This is a genomic window from Lujinxingia vulgaris, from assembly GCF_007997015.1.
Classification (GTDB): Bacteria; Myxococcota_A; Bradymonadia; order Bradymonadales; family Bradymonadaceae; genus Lujinxingia; species Lujinxingia vulgaris.
Window position 1 is genome coordinate 528,683 of the sequence record NZ_VOSM01000002.1, and the last position, 15,615, is coordinate 544,297.

Annotated in this window: 10 protein-coding genes and 1 pseudogene; 4 read left to right on the top strand and 7 right to left on the bottom strand. The window is 59.3% G+C overall.

Annotated elements, in window-relative coordinates:
• Positions 1-97: 97 nt before the first annotated feature.
• From FRC98_RS05725 to FRC98_RS05745, 5 genes and pseudogenes are all read right to left on the bottom strand, one after another.
• Complete coding sequence (locus FRC98_RS05725) at positions 98-988, bottom strand: FRG domain-containing protein (protein ID WP_146980328.1); 891 nt, start codon at positions 986-988, stop codon at positions 98-100.
• Positions 989-1,645: 657 nt separating this feature from the next.
• Positions 1,646-4,720, bottom strand: a pseudogene (locus tag FRC98_RS05730) (type I restriction endonuclease subunit R); the annotation flags it as partial.
• A gap of 65 nt (positions 4,721-4,785) precedes the next feature.
• Positions 4,786-5,892 carry an SIR2 family protein gene (locus FRC98_RS05735; RefSeq protein ID WP_146980330.1) on the bottom strand — a complete coding sequence of 369 codons (1,107 nt, stop codon included), beginning with the start codon at positions 5,890-5,892 and terminating at the stop codon, positions 4,786-4,788.
• Positions 5,893-5,904: 12 nt separating this feature from the next.
• Positions 5,905-7,179, bottom strand: a complete 1,275-nt coding sequence (locus tag FRC98_RS05740; RefSeq protein ID WP_146980331.1) for a restriction endonuclease subunit S — start codon at positions 7,177-7,179, stop codon at positions 5,905-5,907.
• Positions 7,169-8,797, bottom strand: a complete 1,629-nt coding sequence (locus FRC98_RS05745) for a class I SAM-dependent DNA methyltransferase (protein ID WP_146980582.1) — start codon at positions 8,795-8,797, stop codon at positions 7,169-7,171. Before FRC98_RS05745 ends, FRC98_RS05740 begins: the two co-directional genes overlap by 11 nt.
• 856 nt (positions 8,798-9,653) lie before the next feature.
• Here FRC98_RS05745 and FRC98_RS21325 point away from each other — a divergent pair.
• Positions 9,654-9,812 (top strand): hypothetical protein, encoded by a 159-nt coding sequence (locus FRC98_RS21325; RefSeq protein WP_230467313.1) that lies wholly within the window; start codon positions 9,654-9,656, stop codon positions 9,810-9,812.
• A gap of 155 nt (positions 9,813-9,967) precedes the next feature.
• Positions 9,968-10,312 (top strand): cupin domain-containing protein, encoded by a 345-nt coding sequence (locus tag FRC98_RS05750; protein WP_146980332.1) that lies wholly within the window; start codon positions 9,968-9,970, stop codon positions 10,310-10,312.
• 206 nt (positions 10,313-10,518) lie between these two features.
• Here the strand turns inward: FRC98_RS05750 and FRC98_RS22000 are convergent, their stop codons facing one another.
• Positions 10,519-11,727 (bottom strand): right-handed parallel beta-helix repeat-containing protein, encoded by a 1,209-nt coding sequence (locus FRC98_RS22000; protein ID WP_146980333.1) that lies wholly within the window; start codon positions 11,725-11,727, stop codon positions 10,519-10,521.
• Positions 11,728-12,043: 316 nt separating this feature from the next.
• On the bottom strand, positions 12,044-12,835 hold the full coding sequence (locus FRC98_RS05760; RefSeq protein WP_146980334.1) for a hypothetical protein: 792 nt from the start codon (positions 12,833-12,835) through the stop codon (positions 12,044-12,046).
• A gap of 208 nt (positions 12,836-13,043) precedes the next feature.
• Here FRC98_RS05760 and FRC98_RS22005 point away from each other — a divergent pair, with 208 nt between their 5' ends.
• Both FRC98_RS22005 and FRC98_RS05770 read left to right on the top strand, forming a co-directional pair.
• Positions 13,044-13,997: a YecA family protein gene (locus FRC98_RS22005; protein ID WP_283809640.1), complete on the top strand. Its 954-nt coding sequence runs from the start codon at positions 13,044-13,046 to the stop codon at positions 13,995-13,997.
• 425 nt (positions 13,998-14,422) lie between these two features.
• Positions 14,423-15,511: a porin gene (locus FRC98_RS05770; RefSeq protein WP_230467314.1), complete on the top strand. Its 1,089-nt coding sequence runs from the start codon at positions 14,423-14,425 to the stop codon at positions 15,509-15,511.
• The last annotated feature ends 104 nt before the right edge of the window (positions 15,512-15,615 follow it).

Sequence of the window (15,615 nt, forward strand, 5' to 3'; positions counted from 1 at the left end):
CAACCACCCGAAACTCCGCCGCCAGTTTTGCATATTGTTTGATAATGGGTTTGAGCTGTAAGCAATTGTATGGGGATGCATGAGCAGCTAGCCAACGTCATTTCTTGAAATTTTTACTGAATCCTTCGATGTCGGGGAAAAGTTTTCGATAGTCAAAGTCAAAAAGGGGAATCCATAACTTGTTGAGTTGCTGTTTGAGTTCGGGAGTTATGGCGAGAGCTATGGAGTGGCGTTCGCGATGCGCAAGAGAGCCCCATTCGTATTTGTCTGTCTCACTAAACAGAAAGATGGAATGTTGGGCAGCAATGCGAGGGACGAGCGGAGATGGAATCCACGCGAATGGGCTATATCCATCTTCAGATCTCGTAAAGGTTCGGTTCCTGATTAGTTCGTGAACCGGGATAGAGTCCCAAGGGGTGTCTGGTTTGTATTGGGCTTTGAAATCTTTAATAGGTTTGAGGTTGGGGTCGGATAGGTCAAAGTCGTTGAGATTAATTTTTGTCATGTTTTCGTTGGCGTGGCTAATGTGAGAGACGTCGCTTCGGTCGATCCCAATAACTACACCTGTTTTGTCTAAATGTTCTTCAGGTATTGAAGTGATCCACAATGCAAACCAAAAGCTGAAGCTAAAGTCTATCAGCCTAGTAGGGATGCCGTAGTGTTGAAGTTTTGCTAATAATTCTAGTTCGCACAGACGCCGACCTTCATGGAATTGAAATCCGTGTTCTGTTGCTTGCGCGAGAATTTTTTGTTCTTCGAATGTGATGTCTCGCTCTGTTGGGTGCTTGTTCTCGGTATCAATGTGGCGATATAAGCTGCTATTGATTTTCCAACTTATGTCTGCTTGGCCCCTCCAGTAAAATATGTTGTTTGTGTATGACGGATTGCGTTCTTGATACGTGGATTGGGTGATAACTGCAATTGTCTCATCAATGTTTTTGGGAGCAGGAACGGTTCCGAAGACTTCAGTCTCGACTTGGGTAGTCATGCTTCTCTCGTTAAAGTGAGATGTTTTTTGGTTTGGGGTGGTAGTGATATATGAACTGTCTGGAAAGGTAAGTGGGGGGCTGTTTTTTTGTTAGGTTTAAAGTTACATTAACACCCCCACCAACTCCGCAACCACCCGAAACTTCCCCTCCTCCGCATCGCTTAGAACGATCGGTTCATGCACCGCGTTGGTACTATCCGGCTCCAGCCGAATCTCGGTGTGGTGCCAGGTGCCGTCGTCGGCGTGGGTTTTGGTGCTGCGGTAGATTTTGACGGTGTAGCCAGCGCCGAGCCAGGGGTCCTGGATGTCGTGGTGGCTGGCGAGGACGACTTTGCCCTGGCGGGAGCCGCCGGGGTCGAGGCGGAAGAGGCAGTAGCTGCCCGGGGGGATGCGGCGGTTCATGGAGTCGCCGACCACCCGGGCGACGAAGAAGCCGGGGCGGGGGTTGAGGTGGTCGGGGAGGGCGACCCAGGTGGTGTCGGGGTTGAGGATGAGGCCGGTGGAGAATTCGGCGACGGTCTGGGGGGCGCTGAAGTGGCCGGCGGCGACTTTGAGGTCGAGCAGGGGGACGCAGTTCTCGAAGGGGCGCGCCTGGTCGGCCGGGACGATGGCGAAGGGGTAGTCGCTCGCCGGCTCGGCGGCGTCGGCGGCGTCTTCAGCCCATTCGTCGCCGAAGAGGTCGGCCTGCTCCAGCACGGTGTCCATGGCAATCTTTTCTTGATCGGGGGGATAGCCGTAGCGGCGCAAAAAGCGCTTGATGAGGGTGCGGAGTTTGGCCTGGGCGCTCTCGCGGGCGGACCAGTCGATGGAGACGTTGCCGCGGACGAGGCGAGTGAGTTCGACGGCCATCTGGCGCAAGGTCGTGTCGCCCATCACCTCTCTGGCGCTCTCGCTTTGCGATAGGGCGTCGTAGAAGGCTAGCTCTTCGGGGGAGAGGCCGAGGTCATCGTCGCGGTCGATGGCTTCGCGGACCTTTTTGGCGAGCTCCATGAGCTCCTGGACCATCTCGGCGGTTTCGAGGGAGCGGTTTTGGAAGCGGACCACGGCGTCGCGCAGCATCTCGGAGAAGGTGCGGGACTGGACGAGGTTTTGGCGGGCGCGGTGGTGGAGCTCTTCTTCGATGATTTTTCGCAGGAGCTCGATGGCAAGGTTCTTCTGGCGGAGGTTTGCGACGTCTTTGAGGAATTGGTCGGAGAGGATGGAGATGTCGGGGCGCTCGATGCCGGCGAGTCCGAGGATGTCGATGACCTCGTCGGTGGAGATGGCCTGGCTGACGAGCTGTTTGACGGCCTGCTCCACGTCGCGGCGTTTTTGCACAATGCCGGGGGCGACTTTGGCCAGCAGCCCGCGCACCTGTTGGAAGAAGGCGACCTCGTCGTGGATGGCTTTGGCGCGTTCGTGGGCGCCGGCCAGGGCGTAGGCGCGGGAGAGCTTGCTGACCTCGTGTTTGAAGCGCTCGCGGCCGTCTTCCAGGTCGAGGATGAAGTTGGCGGCGTCGGCGATGAGCTGGCCGGGGTGGTTGCAGGTGCCCTCGATGAAGGGGACGTAGTCGAAGCCGTGCAGCATGTTTTGCACGATCTCGAATTGTTTGAGCATCACCTCGACGGCTTCGTCGAGGTCGAGTTTGGGGCGGCCTTTGCCGCCGGATTCGGTGTAGGTGCGCAGGGCTTCGCGCAGGCTGTTGGCGATGCCGATGTAGTCGACGACCAGGCCGCCGGGCTTGTCGCGGAACACGCGGTTGACGCGGGCGACGGCCTGCATGAGCGTGTGCCCCTTCATGGGCTTGTCGATGTACATGGTGTGGGCGCATGGGGCGTCGAAGCCGGTGAGCCACATGTCGCAGACGATCACCATCTTCAACCCATCGTCCGGGTCCTTAAACCTCCTCCCCACCGCATCTCGCCGCGACTTGGAGCGCAGGTGCGGTTGGAAGTTGGGCGGGTCGGAGGCGCTGCCCGTCATGATGACTTTGATGCCGCCCAGCGCGTCGTCGTCGCTGTCCCACTCGGGGCGGCGGCGTACGATGGCCTCGTACATGGCCACGCAGGCTTCGCGGCTGATGCAGACGACCATCGCTTTGCCTTCAAGGGCTTCGGTGCGGCGGTCGAAGTGGGCGAGCAGGTTATCGGCGATGAGGTCGACGCGGTGGGGGTTGGCGGCGATGGATTCGAGGGCGACGTTCTGGGCTTTAAGGCGCTCGCGGGTCTCGTCTTCGGTGTCTTCGGTAAGGCGATCGAACGCGTCGTCGAGGTCTTCGAGGACCTGGTCGTCGAGGTGCAGGCGGGCCAGGCGGCTCTCGTAGTAGATGGGCACCGTGGCGTTGTCTTCGATGGCCTGTTCGATGTCGTAAATGCTGATGTAGTCGCCAAAGACGGTGCGGGTGCTCTTATCCTCGAGCTCCACCGGCGTGCCAGTGAAGCCGATGAAGGAGGCGTTAGGAAGGGCGTTGCGCATATGGCGCGCAAAACCCTCCACGAAGCCGTACTGGCTGCGGTGGGCCTCGTCGGCGATGACCACGATGTTCTTGCGCTCACTCAAGAGCGGGTGGCGCGCGAACTTATCGTCGGGGAAAAATTTCTGAATGGTCGTAAAGACCACGCCGCCGGAGGCCACCTGCAAGAGCTCTTTGAGGTGGTCGCGGCTGGCGGCCTGCACCGGCGTCTGGCGCAGCAGCTCTTTGGATTTGGCAAAGGTCGAAAAGAGCTGGTCATCGAGGTCGTTGCGGTCGGTGAGCACCACCAGCGTGGGGTTGTTCATGGCCTTGTCGGCAATCACTTTGCCGGCAAAGAAGGTCATGGTCAGGCTCTTGCCGCTCCCCTGGGTATGCCACACCACCCCGGCGCGGCGGTCGCCTTCGGGTTGGGTGGCCTCGATGGTCTGCTCCAGCGCGGTGCGCGCGGCGTGAAATTGGTGGTAGGCGCCCAGAATCTTGATGAGTCCGGCGTCGGATTCATGAAAGACCACGAAATTGCGCAAGAGATCGAGAAAACGCCCGGGTTCAAACACGCCGCGCAACAGGGGCTCAAGCTGGAGCTGGTTGAGGGGCACGAGGTCGGTGCCGTCGACCGTGCGCCAGGGCATGTAGCGTTCCAGCGGCGCGGTCAGCGAGCCGATGCGCGCCCACATGCTGTCTGAGAGAACGTTGACGCCGTTGTAAACAAAGAGCTCGGTAAGCTCCTGTTTGTAGGTCTGGATCTGGTGGTAGGCGCTCTCCACCGTGGCGTTTTCGTCGGTGAGGCTCTTGAGCTCGATGACTCCCAGGGGAAGGCCGTTGACGAAGACCAGCACATCCGGGCGGCGCGTCTTTTTACCCTCTTTAATGGTGAACTGATTGACGACCGCCCAGTCGTTGTTCTCGGGTTTCTCGAAGTCAACGAGCCGCACATGTTCGCCAGAGGTTCTGCCGTCGGGACGACGAATCTCGACCGGCACACCCTCGCAAAAGAGTTTGTGAAAGCGGCGGTTGTTCTCGACGAGTGAGGGCGACTCGGTGTGGAGCACCCGACGAAGCGCCTCGTCATACGCGTCGGCGGGCAGCCCGGGGTTGAGGCGGCGGATGGCCTGGTCGAGGCGCTGCCGAAGCACCACATCTTTGTAGCTCTCGCGCTCCGCGCCTGGCTGATCCGGGGCGATGTCGGGGCCGTGGAGAACCTCGTAGCCGAGATCGGCGAAGACGCGGAGGGCGGATTGTTCGATGTGGGATTCGGTGTAGGTGGACACTTTGAAATCCATGTGCTTAGAACGAATAATGTTTACGGTTTTTTTGATAAATGTTGAGAGGTGATGGTGGTGTGTTTTTAAGTTTGTGGGGTGAGTGTTGTGGTGTGAGATGTGCCGAGGTTGCGGTTTTTGGTTCTGAAAACTTCAGAGAGGTGTGCTAGTGCGGATTCAATATGTTGGTGCTCGCCTCTTGGATACCAAATGGGGAAAATCATATGGTCAATTAGCTCTCTCTCTCGTTTAAGGGTGTGGTTGCTGTTTGTCGGGAGTTGTTCGAAAGTATAGTGTCTTGGGATCTCTTGTTCGCTGGTGCTGTCTGACTTGACTCTATTGAATACTTTCATTGTACGGTCAGCCATAAGGCTACATCCCAAAAAAAGGAGGGTGCGAGTTTTGTAAATTTGAGCAAGCGTTTTCGGAAGGTTTAGGTCGAGATCGATCGGGCCATGGCCGTATGATGCGTCATATTCTTCTTTTGTTAAGATGCGATTGTATGGTTCTAAATGATCGCCATGGATTTTAATTAAGATTCGTGTTGATTGTGATAGTCTTCGACCGAATCCCATTAACTTGTCGCTAAGTAATATATGGTCAAAACTCTTTCGGGAAGATTCAAATATTGTCTCAATGTTTTTGTCGAAGTTGGTAGTGATGATACAGGCAGGGTCTAGATTGGGCAGTTGTTGAATTGCGCCTTGCGGGTAGGATTTTAAGGAGAAGTTGTGCTCGATTTGTTCGTTGAACCATTCAATGTTCATTTTGTCTATGAATGAAGATGCGATCTCTTCGTGTAGGCCAGCGTTTATCTTTTGGTCAATAATGTTTAGATCCATTTCAAGATTTCTTGCTGTGTCTCTTAAAAAGGTTGTCCATGTTGGATGGCCTGAAGGTGCAGATAAGCCTGCGCCAACTACTGGCGTTAACGAGCCGTTAGTTATAGCATTTTCTAATTGCTGTAGTCGGGAAAGGTTTGTTTTGATTTGGAGTAGCTTGTCGTATGTTAATCTAAGGCTTTGTTGTTTCCTGCTAATCCACTCATTTAATTGTTCAATATATGAGGTTTCGTCATAGTTGAACAACATAAAGCTAGCAGCTTCAGAGAATGTGCCAATTCTCACTTCTCCCCAATTACGGTCTAAGTAGGTGTTGAAGTCCTGGTTTTTTTCGTATTGGTTATATGGCATGGGTGGCTATTTTTAAGGTTGAATGTGGAGGGTGGGGGCCGTTTGGAATAGCAAAGGAAGTAATTCAGCTTTGGTTGCTTCTAGTGTTCGGTTTTCAATGTTAAGTTTGATTGATTTTGATAAGAAGTCTTCGGCGCTTTTGTTTATTGCTGTCAATGTGGGTTTGGGAGGAATTGCACAGAGCGCTTGTGATAAATGCCCCCGATTAATGTGCCCCATTGTCGTCGCCTTTGATGCGGCGATGCGTTGGAACATATCTAGATGGTGCCGAGTCCACTCATAGATAAACCACTTTGGATAGTTCTTTGATGTGACCTTGAAGATGTGTTGATTGAGCGCCCCTCGGCCGCCCGTCCAAATTTGCACTAAGAGGCTTCCGGACCAGGAAAAGAGAACATCGCCGTCCTCGATGATGAACTTTTTAGGGATGTCACGAGTGACGGTATCGCTTTTTTCTGAGAATCCATCGCGCATTTCGCGGATTTTAATCGCGCGCAGATAAGCTTCGTCATCATTCTCTGGGCGGTATTTACGAATTGCCGTACCGTTGAGAAACTTGGCGATTCTGTCGAGAGGCTTCACCTCCCAACCCTCCGGAATCAATCCCAACTCCGAGTCGACCAGCCGCTCGGGAAAGAGGGCGGCGGTTTCGGGGTCGAGGCCGGCGGGTTGGCGGCCTTCCATCTTGGCGCGGACCGGGTCGAAGTCGATGAACCAGGATTTGAAAAGGGCGCGGGCCATCGCTTCCAGGGTGCGGTTCATCTGGCGGTTGAGTTCGATTTTGTCGTCGAGGGTGCCGAGGATATGGGCGATGCGTTTTTGTTCTGAGAGTGGCGGGAATTGTAGCTTTAGTTTGGAAAAATCAGTTTTGTTTAGTATTGGCAGGGCGGTGCCGCCTGAACCGAGGTGAAGTAGATAGTTCTTTAATGGGGCGAGGGTATAGTAAAGAAATTCTGGTGAAATCTCAGGGTCGAGCACGGTGATGGAGTTTATTTGTTGGTTTGTGACGCAGTCTTTTCCTGCAATAGCAACCTTGCCCATGTCCGAGCCAATACATGAGACCATGATAGATCCAGCGGGAATCAATGCGGCGCTGACCTCTTTTAGGCCAGAAGTTGTTAGATATCTTTCAGTTGTAGAAATTGTCCGCCGGCCATCAAGGTCGCGTGGTGTTACAAACGGAATCCTGCCACCGAAATTGTTATCATTGTTGGTAGACGGAGTTCTCCCGGTGGTTATTCGGCCCAGTGAGGCGATAGATTTGGTTTGATACGTATTAGACTTCATAACCCAACCCCCTCAAATTCTCCCGAATCTGCGCTTCCAACCGGTGTGATTCTTCGAACTGCTCGGCGAGTTTTTCGGTGAGGCGCGCCATCTTCTCTTCAAAGGGTTCGTCATCGTCAGACTCGACGTCTTCGATGCCGACGTAGCGGCCGGGGGTGAGGACGAAGTGGTGTTCGGCAATCTCTTCGGTGGTTGCGGATTTGCAGAAACCTTTGACGTTTTCGTAGTCGCCGGCGTCCTGATCGCCGCGCCAGGCGTGGTAGGTGCCGGCGATGGTTTTGATGTCGTCGGCGGTAAGCTCGCGTTGGGTGCGGGAGATCATCTCGCCCATTTTGCGGGCGTCGATGAAGAGGGTTTCGCCGCGGCGGTCTCGGAAGGCGGTTTTGCCGCCGCCGGATTTGTTGCGGGTGAGGAACCAGAGGCAGACGGGGATCTGGGTGCTGAAGAAGAGCTGGCCGGGGAGGGCGACGATGCAGTCGACCAGGTCTTCCTCGACCAGCTTCTGGCGGATGTCGCCCTCGCCGCTCTGTTGGGTGGACATGGAGCCGTTGGCCATGACGAAGCCCGCGGTGCCGGTGGGGGCGAGGTGGTGGAGGAAGTGTTGGATCCAGGCGTAGTTGGCGTTGCCGGTGGGGGGGACGCCGTACTTCCAGCGGGGATCGTCGAGGAGGCGGTCGCCGCCCCAGTCGCTGGAGTTGAAGGGCGGGTTGGCCAGGACGTAGTCGGCCTTGAGGTCTTTGTGGAGGTCTTCGTGGAAGGTGTCGGCGTGCTGGCCGCCGAGGTCGGCGTCGATGCCTCGGATGGCGAGGTTCATCTTGGCGAGCTTCCAGGTGGTGGGGTTGGACTCCTGGCCGTAGACGCTGATGTCTTCGCGGCGGCCGCCGTGGTCTTCGATGAAGGTTTCGCTCTGGACGAACATGCCGCCGGAGCCGCAGCAGGGGTCGTAGACGCGGCCGCGGTAAGGGGCGAGCATTTCGACGAGGGTCTGGACGACGGGGCGAGGGGTGTAGAACTGGCCGCCGCGTTTGCCTTCGGCGCTGGCGAATTGGCCGAGGAAGTATTCGTAGACGCGGCCGAGGATGTCGCGGGAGCGGTTCTCGCGCCCGCCCAGGCCGATGCTGCCGATCAGATCGATGAGTTCGCCGAGGGTGTGTTTGTCGAGGGCGGGGCGGTTGTAGCGCTTGGGGAGGACGCCTTTGAGTTGGGGGTTGTCGCGTTCGATGGCGACCATGGCGTCGTCGATGAGTTTGCCGATGGTGGTCTGGCGGGCGCTGCTCTGGAGGTAGGACCAGCGGGCGGCCGGGGGCACCCAGAAAATGTTGTCGGCTAAATACTCGTCGCGGTCTTCGGGATCGGCGTGGGGCTCTTTTTCGAGCGCGGCGTGGCGCTCTTCGAAGGCGTCGGAGATGTATTTGAGAAAGATCAGGCCCAGGACGACGTGCTTGTATTCGGCAGCGTCCATGTTGTTGCGCAGCTTGTCGGCGGCTTTGAAGAGTTTGTTTTCAAAGTCGATGTCGCGGGAGCGCTCGGCGGACGCGTCGGAGGTTTTGGTGCTTTTGGCGCTCGTCGGCTCGGAGGCGGACGCGGCTTTGAAGACCTCGCGCAGCGCGTGGATCATGGCCACGGTGGGCACGTCTTTGCCGGCCTCCCAGGCTTTGAGATCGTCGGGGGAGGCGCTGATGGCGCTGGCGAGTTGGGGGATGGAGAAGCCCGCGGCGGTGCGCTCGGAGCGCAGCCAGCGGGCGAGTGATGTTTGGTCGGTGCTCATACGTCGGAACTTCCTTGAGCGGGTGTGGTGGGGGTGTTGGACGAAAGCAACCCCGCCGGAGTCGTTGCGTTATGTAGAGTGGGGAGAGTAGCGACCCGAAGGGGGGATGGCAACCGGGTTGGTTGATCGGGATGGGGCAATCCCAAAGTCCCACAAGGTTTTTTTGTGGAGAACCCACCCAATCCGTAGGGAGGGGTCTTGTGCCCCTCCGGAACTCCTAAGGCGGGGACCCACAAGGGGTCCCCCTACGGTGGCGGGTGGTGGGGACCCACTTTGCGATTGCCCTGGGATCGGGATGGGGGTGAATGAGAACGGGCCATCACGAGGCTCCTACGCGTCGGCAGCCGATGCCCGCTCGCCCGCAAGCCCACCCCGGCTCGCCAGAAGCGATGCCCGATGCCCCGCGCTCCGCTAAAACCGCAGCAAAACCCATCGACTATGACAACTTGTCACGGTGAGGTGGGGGGGATGGCGATGCCATGTTGCAAAATGCCACGGTGGGGGTGGGGTCGATGCGATGCCATGTTGCAAAATACCACGGTGGGGGTGGGGTCGAGACGATGGTATGTTGCAAAATGCCACGGTGGGGGTGGGGTCGATGTGATGCGCTGTGCCAGAATGTCGCGTTTTAGGAGATTCGGGGGGATGCCGGGTCTCCTTTCGTCAAAGCCCGGCGACTTGTTTACCCGCCCACAGGCTCGCCGCTGTGCCAGCGCTGGTCGCGCGCCCCGGGGTTGATGGTGAGGTCGGTGGCGCCGGCGTCTTCTTGCGCGACGCTGGCGAGGCGTTCCGCGTGGTTGTCGGCAGACTTTATTCAGGTGAGTACTCCGAGGGAAGAGGTGCGCGCGACCAGGCCGCCACCTGACCCTCGCCGCCGGCTCGACCTCCGGTGGTTCGGCAGGCGCATGCGCTCCGTGTGGCAGCGCCGCCCTTATGCGGCGCGCGGGGGATGCTTAGGTTTGTGACCAGCGCCGAGGGCGCGTTTTCACGGTCCGGTTTTTACGTCGGAGGAGCAGACCTATGCAGAACATCAGACCCGAGAAGATCAACGTGGACGACGCCCCGCGAGGTCAGGGGGAGTTTATGCGCGTGCTGGCACGGGGAGAGAACGTGGCCATGCGCATCTGGATCGAGGAGCCCCCTGAGAACAAAGCGAGCACGATGCATGGCCATGGCTATGAGGCGGTGAGGTATGTGATCGAGGGGCGAGCCCGGCTGCATTTTGAGGAGGAGTCGGTGCTGTTGACGCCGGGGGACTCGTGGATGGTGCCCTCGAATGTGAGGCATTATTACGAGATTCTGGAGACGTTTACGGCCATCGAGGCGACCAGCCCGCCCTCCAATGCCCACCTCGCCAGGAAGTGAGTCGGGGGCTGCCCGGCCACTCCCCCCCCCCCCCCACCCACGCGGCACCCACCTCCCAACCCATAATTGAAAAATAAAAAACCGCGCCCCGGGTGGGGCGCGGTTTTTTTAGCGTTGCGCTCGGCGACTGAGGCCGAGGTTAGAAGGTGGCTGACGGGCTCTCTCGCACAGCGCGGCAGCGACCTCCCAACCCATGATTGAAAAAATCAGGGGAAAATCACATCGGCGGCGGCGTTGTCGACAAAGGAGTTCACCTCTTCGACGTCTTCGTTGACGGTGGAGCCGGGGGCGATGGCGATGCCGGCGCCCTGGGAGTAGGCAAAAGTGCTGTCGAGGACGACCATGGTGCTGGTGCCGGTGGCGCCGCCGATGGTGAGGTTGGCTTTGGGGGTGTCGTCGTATTCGGAGAAGCCGGCGTATTCGATGGTGGTGTACTCCATGCGGCTCTGGTTGGAGTCGACGCCGTCGAGGTAGAGGCCCTTCCAGACGACGTCGCCCAGGCGGCTCATCAGGACGTTGTCTGCTTCGGTGCCCAGGGAGACGAGGACGCCGCCGTTTTCGCCGTCGATGGTCATGCCGATGAACTCGTCGAAGAGAATGCGGGTGCCGGGCTCAAGGTCGAGGCGGTCCTGGACGACGACGGTGTCGGTGACGGCGATGGGGGCGTCGTTGGAGAGGGGCTTCCAGGTGGCGCTGGAGGTAATGTTTCCGCCGTAGGTCTCGACGCCGGCCTCGAAGGTGCTGCCGGAGAAGGTGGAGTTGCGGTCGATCTTGCCGACCTCCTCGGCGGGCAGGCGCATGGCGTAGTCGAAGTTGCCCTCGAAGGTGTTTTGCGAGAATCCGGTCAGGGCGCTGTCGGGGGTGACTTCGATGCCGTAACGGGCGGACTCGCGGATGGTGCTGTTGGAGATAAAGAGGGTGGAGCCGGCGTCGAGCGAGAGGTTGGCGGCGCGCAGGCCGTCGCGGAAGGCGTCGTCGCCGGCGAATTCGACGATGGTCCAGCGCAGGTTGTTCTGGGAGGAGGTGGAGCTCACAAAATGGATGCCGTCCCAGGCGCCCTTGGCTTTGTCTTCGCCGGTGAACTTGATGGGCTTGTCCTGGCTGCCGCGGCTATCGAGCGCGCCGCCGTTTTCGCCGTCGACGGTCAGGCGTGTGGTGCGGGAGAACTGGACGTTGACGCCGGGATCGACGCGCAGGGTGGCGCGCAGGGTGACCGATTCGGTGACCACGTAGTCGGGCAGGGAGGGGTCGGGGACGATGTCGGTGAGCACCATGTCTTCGCTGATGGTCTGCGGGAGCAGCTCAGGCTCGGTGTTCTCCTGGGGGCCGTCGTCGCCGCAGGCGAGCATGGAGGCGGAGAGGGAGAGCGCCAGGGCGCCGCGGGTGCAGGTCTTGAGGTTGAGCAGGTTCATCATCGTGTACTCCTTCAATAAAGCGCTGAAACCATCGGGATGTTCGGGTGGGCTTGGATATCGCGCATCTTACATGGGCGTCAAAGCGGTGGCGACTGTGCGTGTTGATCGTCGGGACTGAGGATCGCGGCTTGAGGCCCGACTCGCAAGATCGTTAGCAGGGCGGCGGGGGCGCTGCCAGCAGCGTGGAAATCGTGGGGATCTGGCGAGGCTTGCGGGGCGTCGAGGGGAGAGACGTGGGGGAGGTGGGGGTGTTCAATTCTAAAGGGCGGCGCGCAGATCGACCAGGCGGCAGCCCACTCCCCACCTACGGTTGTTATTACTCCAGGTGGAGGCAGCCAAGCGCGCGGGTGTTGGGAAGGAGGGTGATGGCGCAGTGGCCGTGGTGGCGGGGGCGGTCGAAGGAGTAGGGGCCGTTGATGGTGCAGCACCAGTCGTCGGGGAGGCAGGTGTGGGGGAAGATGTTGGCGCCGCAGAGGCCCTCGTTTTCGGAGCAGGAGATCTGGAGGCCGGGGAGGTTATGGGTCAAAAAGGCCTCAAAATCCGCGAGCTCGCCGGAGGGGGCGGCGCAGATGGTGGTGAGGTTGAAGCAGTCCTCGCCAGGGCAGGCGCCGGTGAGGAGGGAGGCAAGGCGCTCGGTCTGGCAGTAGCCGGCGCCGGCGCAGGAGGCGGCGCAGTCTTGGAGTGTGTCGAAGGCGGGGCAGTCGTCGCCCTGGCAGTCGCAGCCGGAGGCGGTGACGCATTGGGTGCCGTCGAAGACGACGCCGAGCACGGCGTCGCAGTCGCCATAGGCGTCGGGGGCCTGGATGGGGCAGGGGGTGGGGTCGGGCGTGGGATCGGAGAGCTCGCAGATGTTGTGGGGCGCCGGGGGAAGGATGGGGTCGGCGTCTTTGGTGGCGTCGGCGTCTTCCGGGGTGTCGGGCGAGGCGTCGGCGTCTTCCGGGGTGTCGGGCGAGGCGTCGGGGGCTGTGTCTGCGTCGGATGCTGCGTCCGTGGCGGCGTCGGGCTCGGTGAGGTCGAAGGGGCCGGCCGGGTCGATGTCGTCGGAGCAGGCGAGTGCGGCGATGGCGAGGGCTGCGGCGATGGCGAGTTTTCGGGGTCGTTGGCGCATGGCGGGGCCGAAGTGGGGGTGAGCGAGGTCGGGGGAGCGGTGTTGGGTGAGGGGGGAGTATGGCAGGAGAGGTAGGTGTGCGCGAGGGGACGTGTCCAGAACCTCGAGTTCGTTGACATTACCAGGGGCTCAGGACGTAGTGTGCTCGCGTCTACGCTGTGTCGGGAGCGCGAATAACGAAGACGGAAATCTGCATCCGGAGTATGTGATGTCTTATGTGAATCGAAGTGTGGTCGTGGTGCGGCCGGGGCAGCGTTTTGTCGACTGGGTGCATGCGCTTGATGAAGAAGATGGGGTGGAACCTGCCGAAGCGTCGGCGATTCGCGGGGAGACCATCGCCTATCTTGCGCCGGAGGTGGAGACGCCCGCGGATGTGGAGCGTTTTCTCAAAAAACAAGCTCGCAGGATGTTTGAGGACCTGCTCGAAGGTTGGTGCGTGGACCGGGAGCAATGGCCGAAGCAGCGGGGCATTAAGAGTTTTGAGAAATGGGTGGAGTGGGAGCTTCATGATTACGTCGTCGACCTGGATGACGCGCCACTTGTCTCGGATTCAAGTGCTGATAAAGCTGGTTTTGTCGATGAGCCCTTTGATTTTCATGCCGCGCTCCATGATCCGGATGGATATATCAGCGAGATTCGGGGGCCAATCTGGGTGGCGCATCTCTACGAGCAGTTTGCGGGGTCGAAGGAGGCTGAGGGGCTAAGGTACGTGGTGGGGTGGACGGAGGTTCTCTTTCATTACCTGCATGGTTATGAGGGGATCACGATTCACGACCTGACGCCGGAGCTTCTGGAGTACGCGTTGCTGGTGCATTTCCCGCGCAAGATCACCGATCCGAGCTTTGATGCGGAGGCGGTGCTGGCGGAGTTTGTGGCGCTCTTTGAGTTTATGAAGCGGGCCTACAAGCTGGAGAATGCGTCGGCGTGTCTTGCGCTGCTGCGGCGCAGGGGGATGGCCGATGCGATGGATGAGGCGATGAACTCGACGGATAATTTCGGGATGGCCAAACGCATGATGGCGGGGCTGGACCCCTTCGGCGGGGGCGGGTTCGCGCCGATTCAGCACCCTTTTGTGTCGGATGAGCCGGAGGTGGGGCGAAACGATGCGTGCCCGTGTGGGAGCGGCAAGAAGTACAAGCGGTGTTGTTTGAAAAAGGCATAAGAGGGGCGCTGGCGTGCTGATAAGTCAGCGGGAAACGCTGAGAATTCTGCGAATTGTCGATTGAAAGCCGCCGGTTGGACGCCACGTTTAACGCACGTAGCAATCCGTACATCTGTATGCCTCGCGTTTGAGCGGGGTCGCTGTCCGGCGATGTGTGTGGGGCTTTCCTTGAGGGTTGGGGGGAGGTCGCGTGCGGCCGTGTGCTGTTTGACGCTGTGAATCGGTGGTGTGGTGCGACGTTGACGATGTGCCAGGGCAGCGAGGCCACATGCAGCGGTAAGAGGTGAGGAGGCTCGCCAGGGCTCGTATGAAAATTCAGTGTTCAGTGAATACTCGCCAGTGCCCTACTGTTGTCTACAACCTGACGTTTTTGTGTCATTTTGGTGACACGTGATGGTTGTCCAATGTCTGGCACGGTGAGATGCATGCGTAAAAACCTGGTTGGTGTCGCGTTGGCCGCCCTGATGGGGGCGACCTTTTTTGTTCCTGCAGGGGCGTCGGGGCAGGAGACGCCGGATCTTTCGATCAGCTCGGAAGATGGGGACTTTTCGATCACCTTTAATGGCGATTTTCAGCTTCGTTATGAGGTGAACGCGCAGGAGACGTCGGTACAGAACGCGGGCTTTTTTATTCGACGGCTGCGCCCCTCGATCGAGGCCCGGGCCTTTGGCAATATGGTGATGAAGGTGGTTCCTGAGCTCAACCGCGAGGCCTCGCTGCGCGATGGCTGGGTGGCCTACGAGTTCTCGGATCGACTCAGCGTGCAGGCCGGTCAGTTTGCGCCACCCTTTAGCTGGGAGCGTGACAGCTCGAGCGATTATCACGTCTTTGTAGAGCGCTCCCTGGCACACGGAGAATTTCAGTGGGCGGACGGCCGCGACATCGGCGTGATGGTCGATGCTGAGCCCAGCGAGAAGTTCCATCTCGAGGCCGGCATCTTCAATGGCGAAGGCCGAAACGCCATGCCCTCGCCAGACGTCAGCCATGTGTTCACGGCACGGGTGGCCGCGGCGCCGATCGGCGTGTACAGCGAGAGTGAGGCGCTGGTGGAGGCGGTGGCCGAGCCCACGCTGATTCTCGGAGCGGGTGCCTACTATGCGAACTCCTCGCGGGCGCGGGACTGGCTGGGTGACGGCTCGGAGCTGCGCGCGTCTTTGCTGAGCCTGACCGCCGACGCCTACCTGGCCATCGACCGGGTCACGCTGCAGGGGAGTTATTTTTTCCGCGACACGAGCTCGCCGGACGGCGCGTTTGATGGGTTTGTGGGCCACGGCATGAACGCGCAGCTGGCGGTGCTGGCCATTGAGCAGCGTCTGCTGCTTGCCGCACGCTTCTCGCAGACCTACTTCGACGATGCCGCGCCGGTCGCGAGCAACGATGAGGCCGCGCTGGGCGCGCAGATCTACCACCGGGGGCATAACTCCAAGCTGCATGTCGAGGTGGGCGTGCACGGGCTTTTGCACGATGTGCCGCGTCAGGAGTTCTTGAGGTTGCAGTATCAGTTTTTGTTTTAAAGCCGGAATCAGACCATGGCGGAGCTTCGAGACAGGGCGGCGGCAGGACGGCGCACCGAGCTTATTGCGCTCGTGATCCTGGTCATGGTGGGTTTTGTCGGGTT

What these genes read in the sequence shown, in the direction of transcription:
- FRC98_RS05725 (WP_146980328.1), bottom strand. Translation starts at nt 988, where the DNA reads ATGACTACCCAAGTCGAGACTGAAGTCTTCGGAACCGTTCCTGCTCCC.
- FRC98_RS05735 (WP_146980330.1), bottom strand. Translation starts at nt 5,892, where the DNA reads ATGCCATATAACCAATACGAAAAAAACCAGGACTTCAACACCTACTTA.
- FRC98_RS05740 (WP_146980331.1), bottom strand. Translation starts at nt 7,179, where the DNA reads ATGAAGTCTAATACGTATCAAACCAAATCTATCGCCTCACTGGGCCGA.
- FRC98_RS05745 (WP_146980582.1), bottom strand. Translation starts at nt 8,797, where the DNA reads ATGATCCACGCGCTGCGCGAGGTCTTCAAAGCCGCGTCCGCCTCCGAG.
- FRC98_RS05750 (WP_146980332.1), top strand. Translation starts at nt 9,968, where the DNA reads ATGCAGAACATCAGACCCGAGAAGATCAACGTGGACGACGCCCCGCGA.
- FRC98_RS22000 (WP_146980333.1), bottom strand. Translation starts at nt 11,727, where the DNA reads ATGATGAACCTGCTCAACCTCAAGACCTGCACCCGCGGCGCCCTGGCG.
- FRC98_RS05760 (WP_146980334.1), bottom strand. Translation starts at nt 12,835, where the DNA reads ATGCGCCAACGACCCCGAAAACTCGCCATCGCCGCAGCCCTCGCCATC.
- FRC98_RS22005 (WP_283809640.1), top strand. Translation starts at nt 13,044, where the DNA reads ATGTCTTATGTGAATCGAAGTGTGGTCGTGGTGCGGCCGGGGCAGCGT.
- FRC98_RS05770 (WP_230467314.1), top strand. Translation starts at nt 14,423, where the DNA reads ATGCGTAAAAACCTGGTTGGTGTCGCGTTGGCCGCCCTGATGGGGGCG.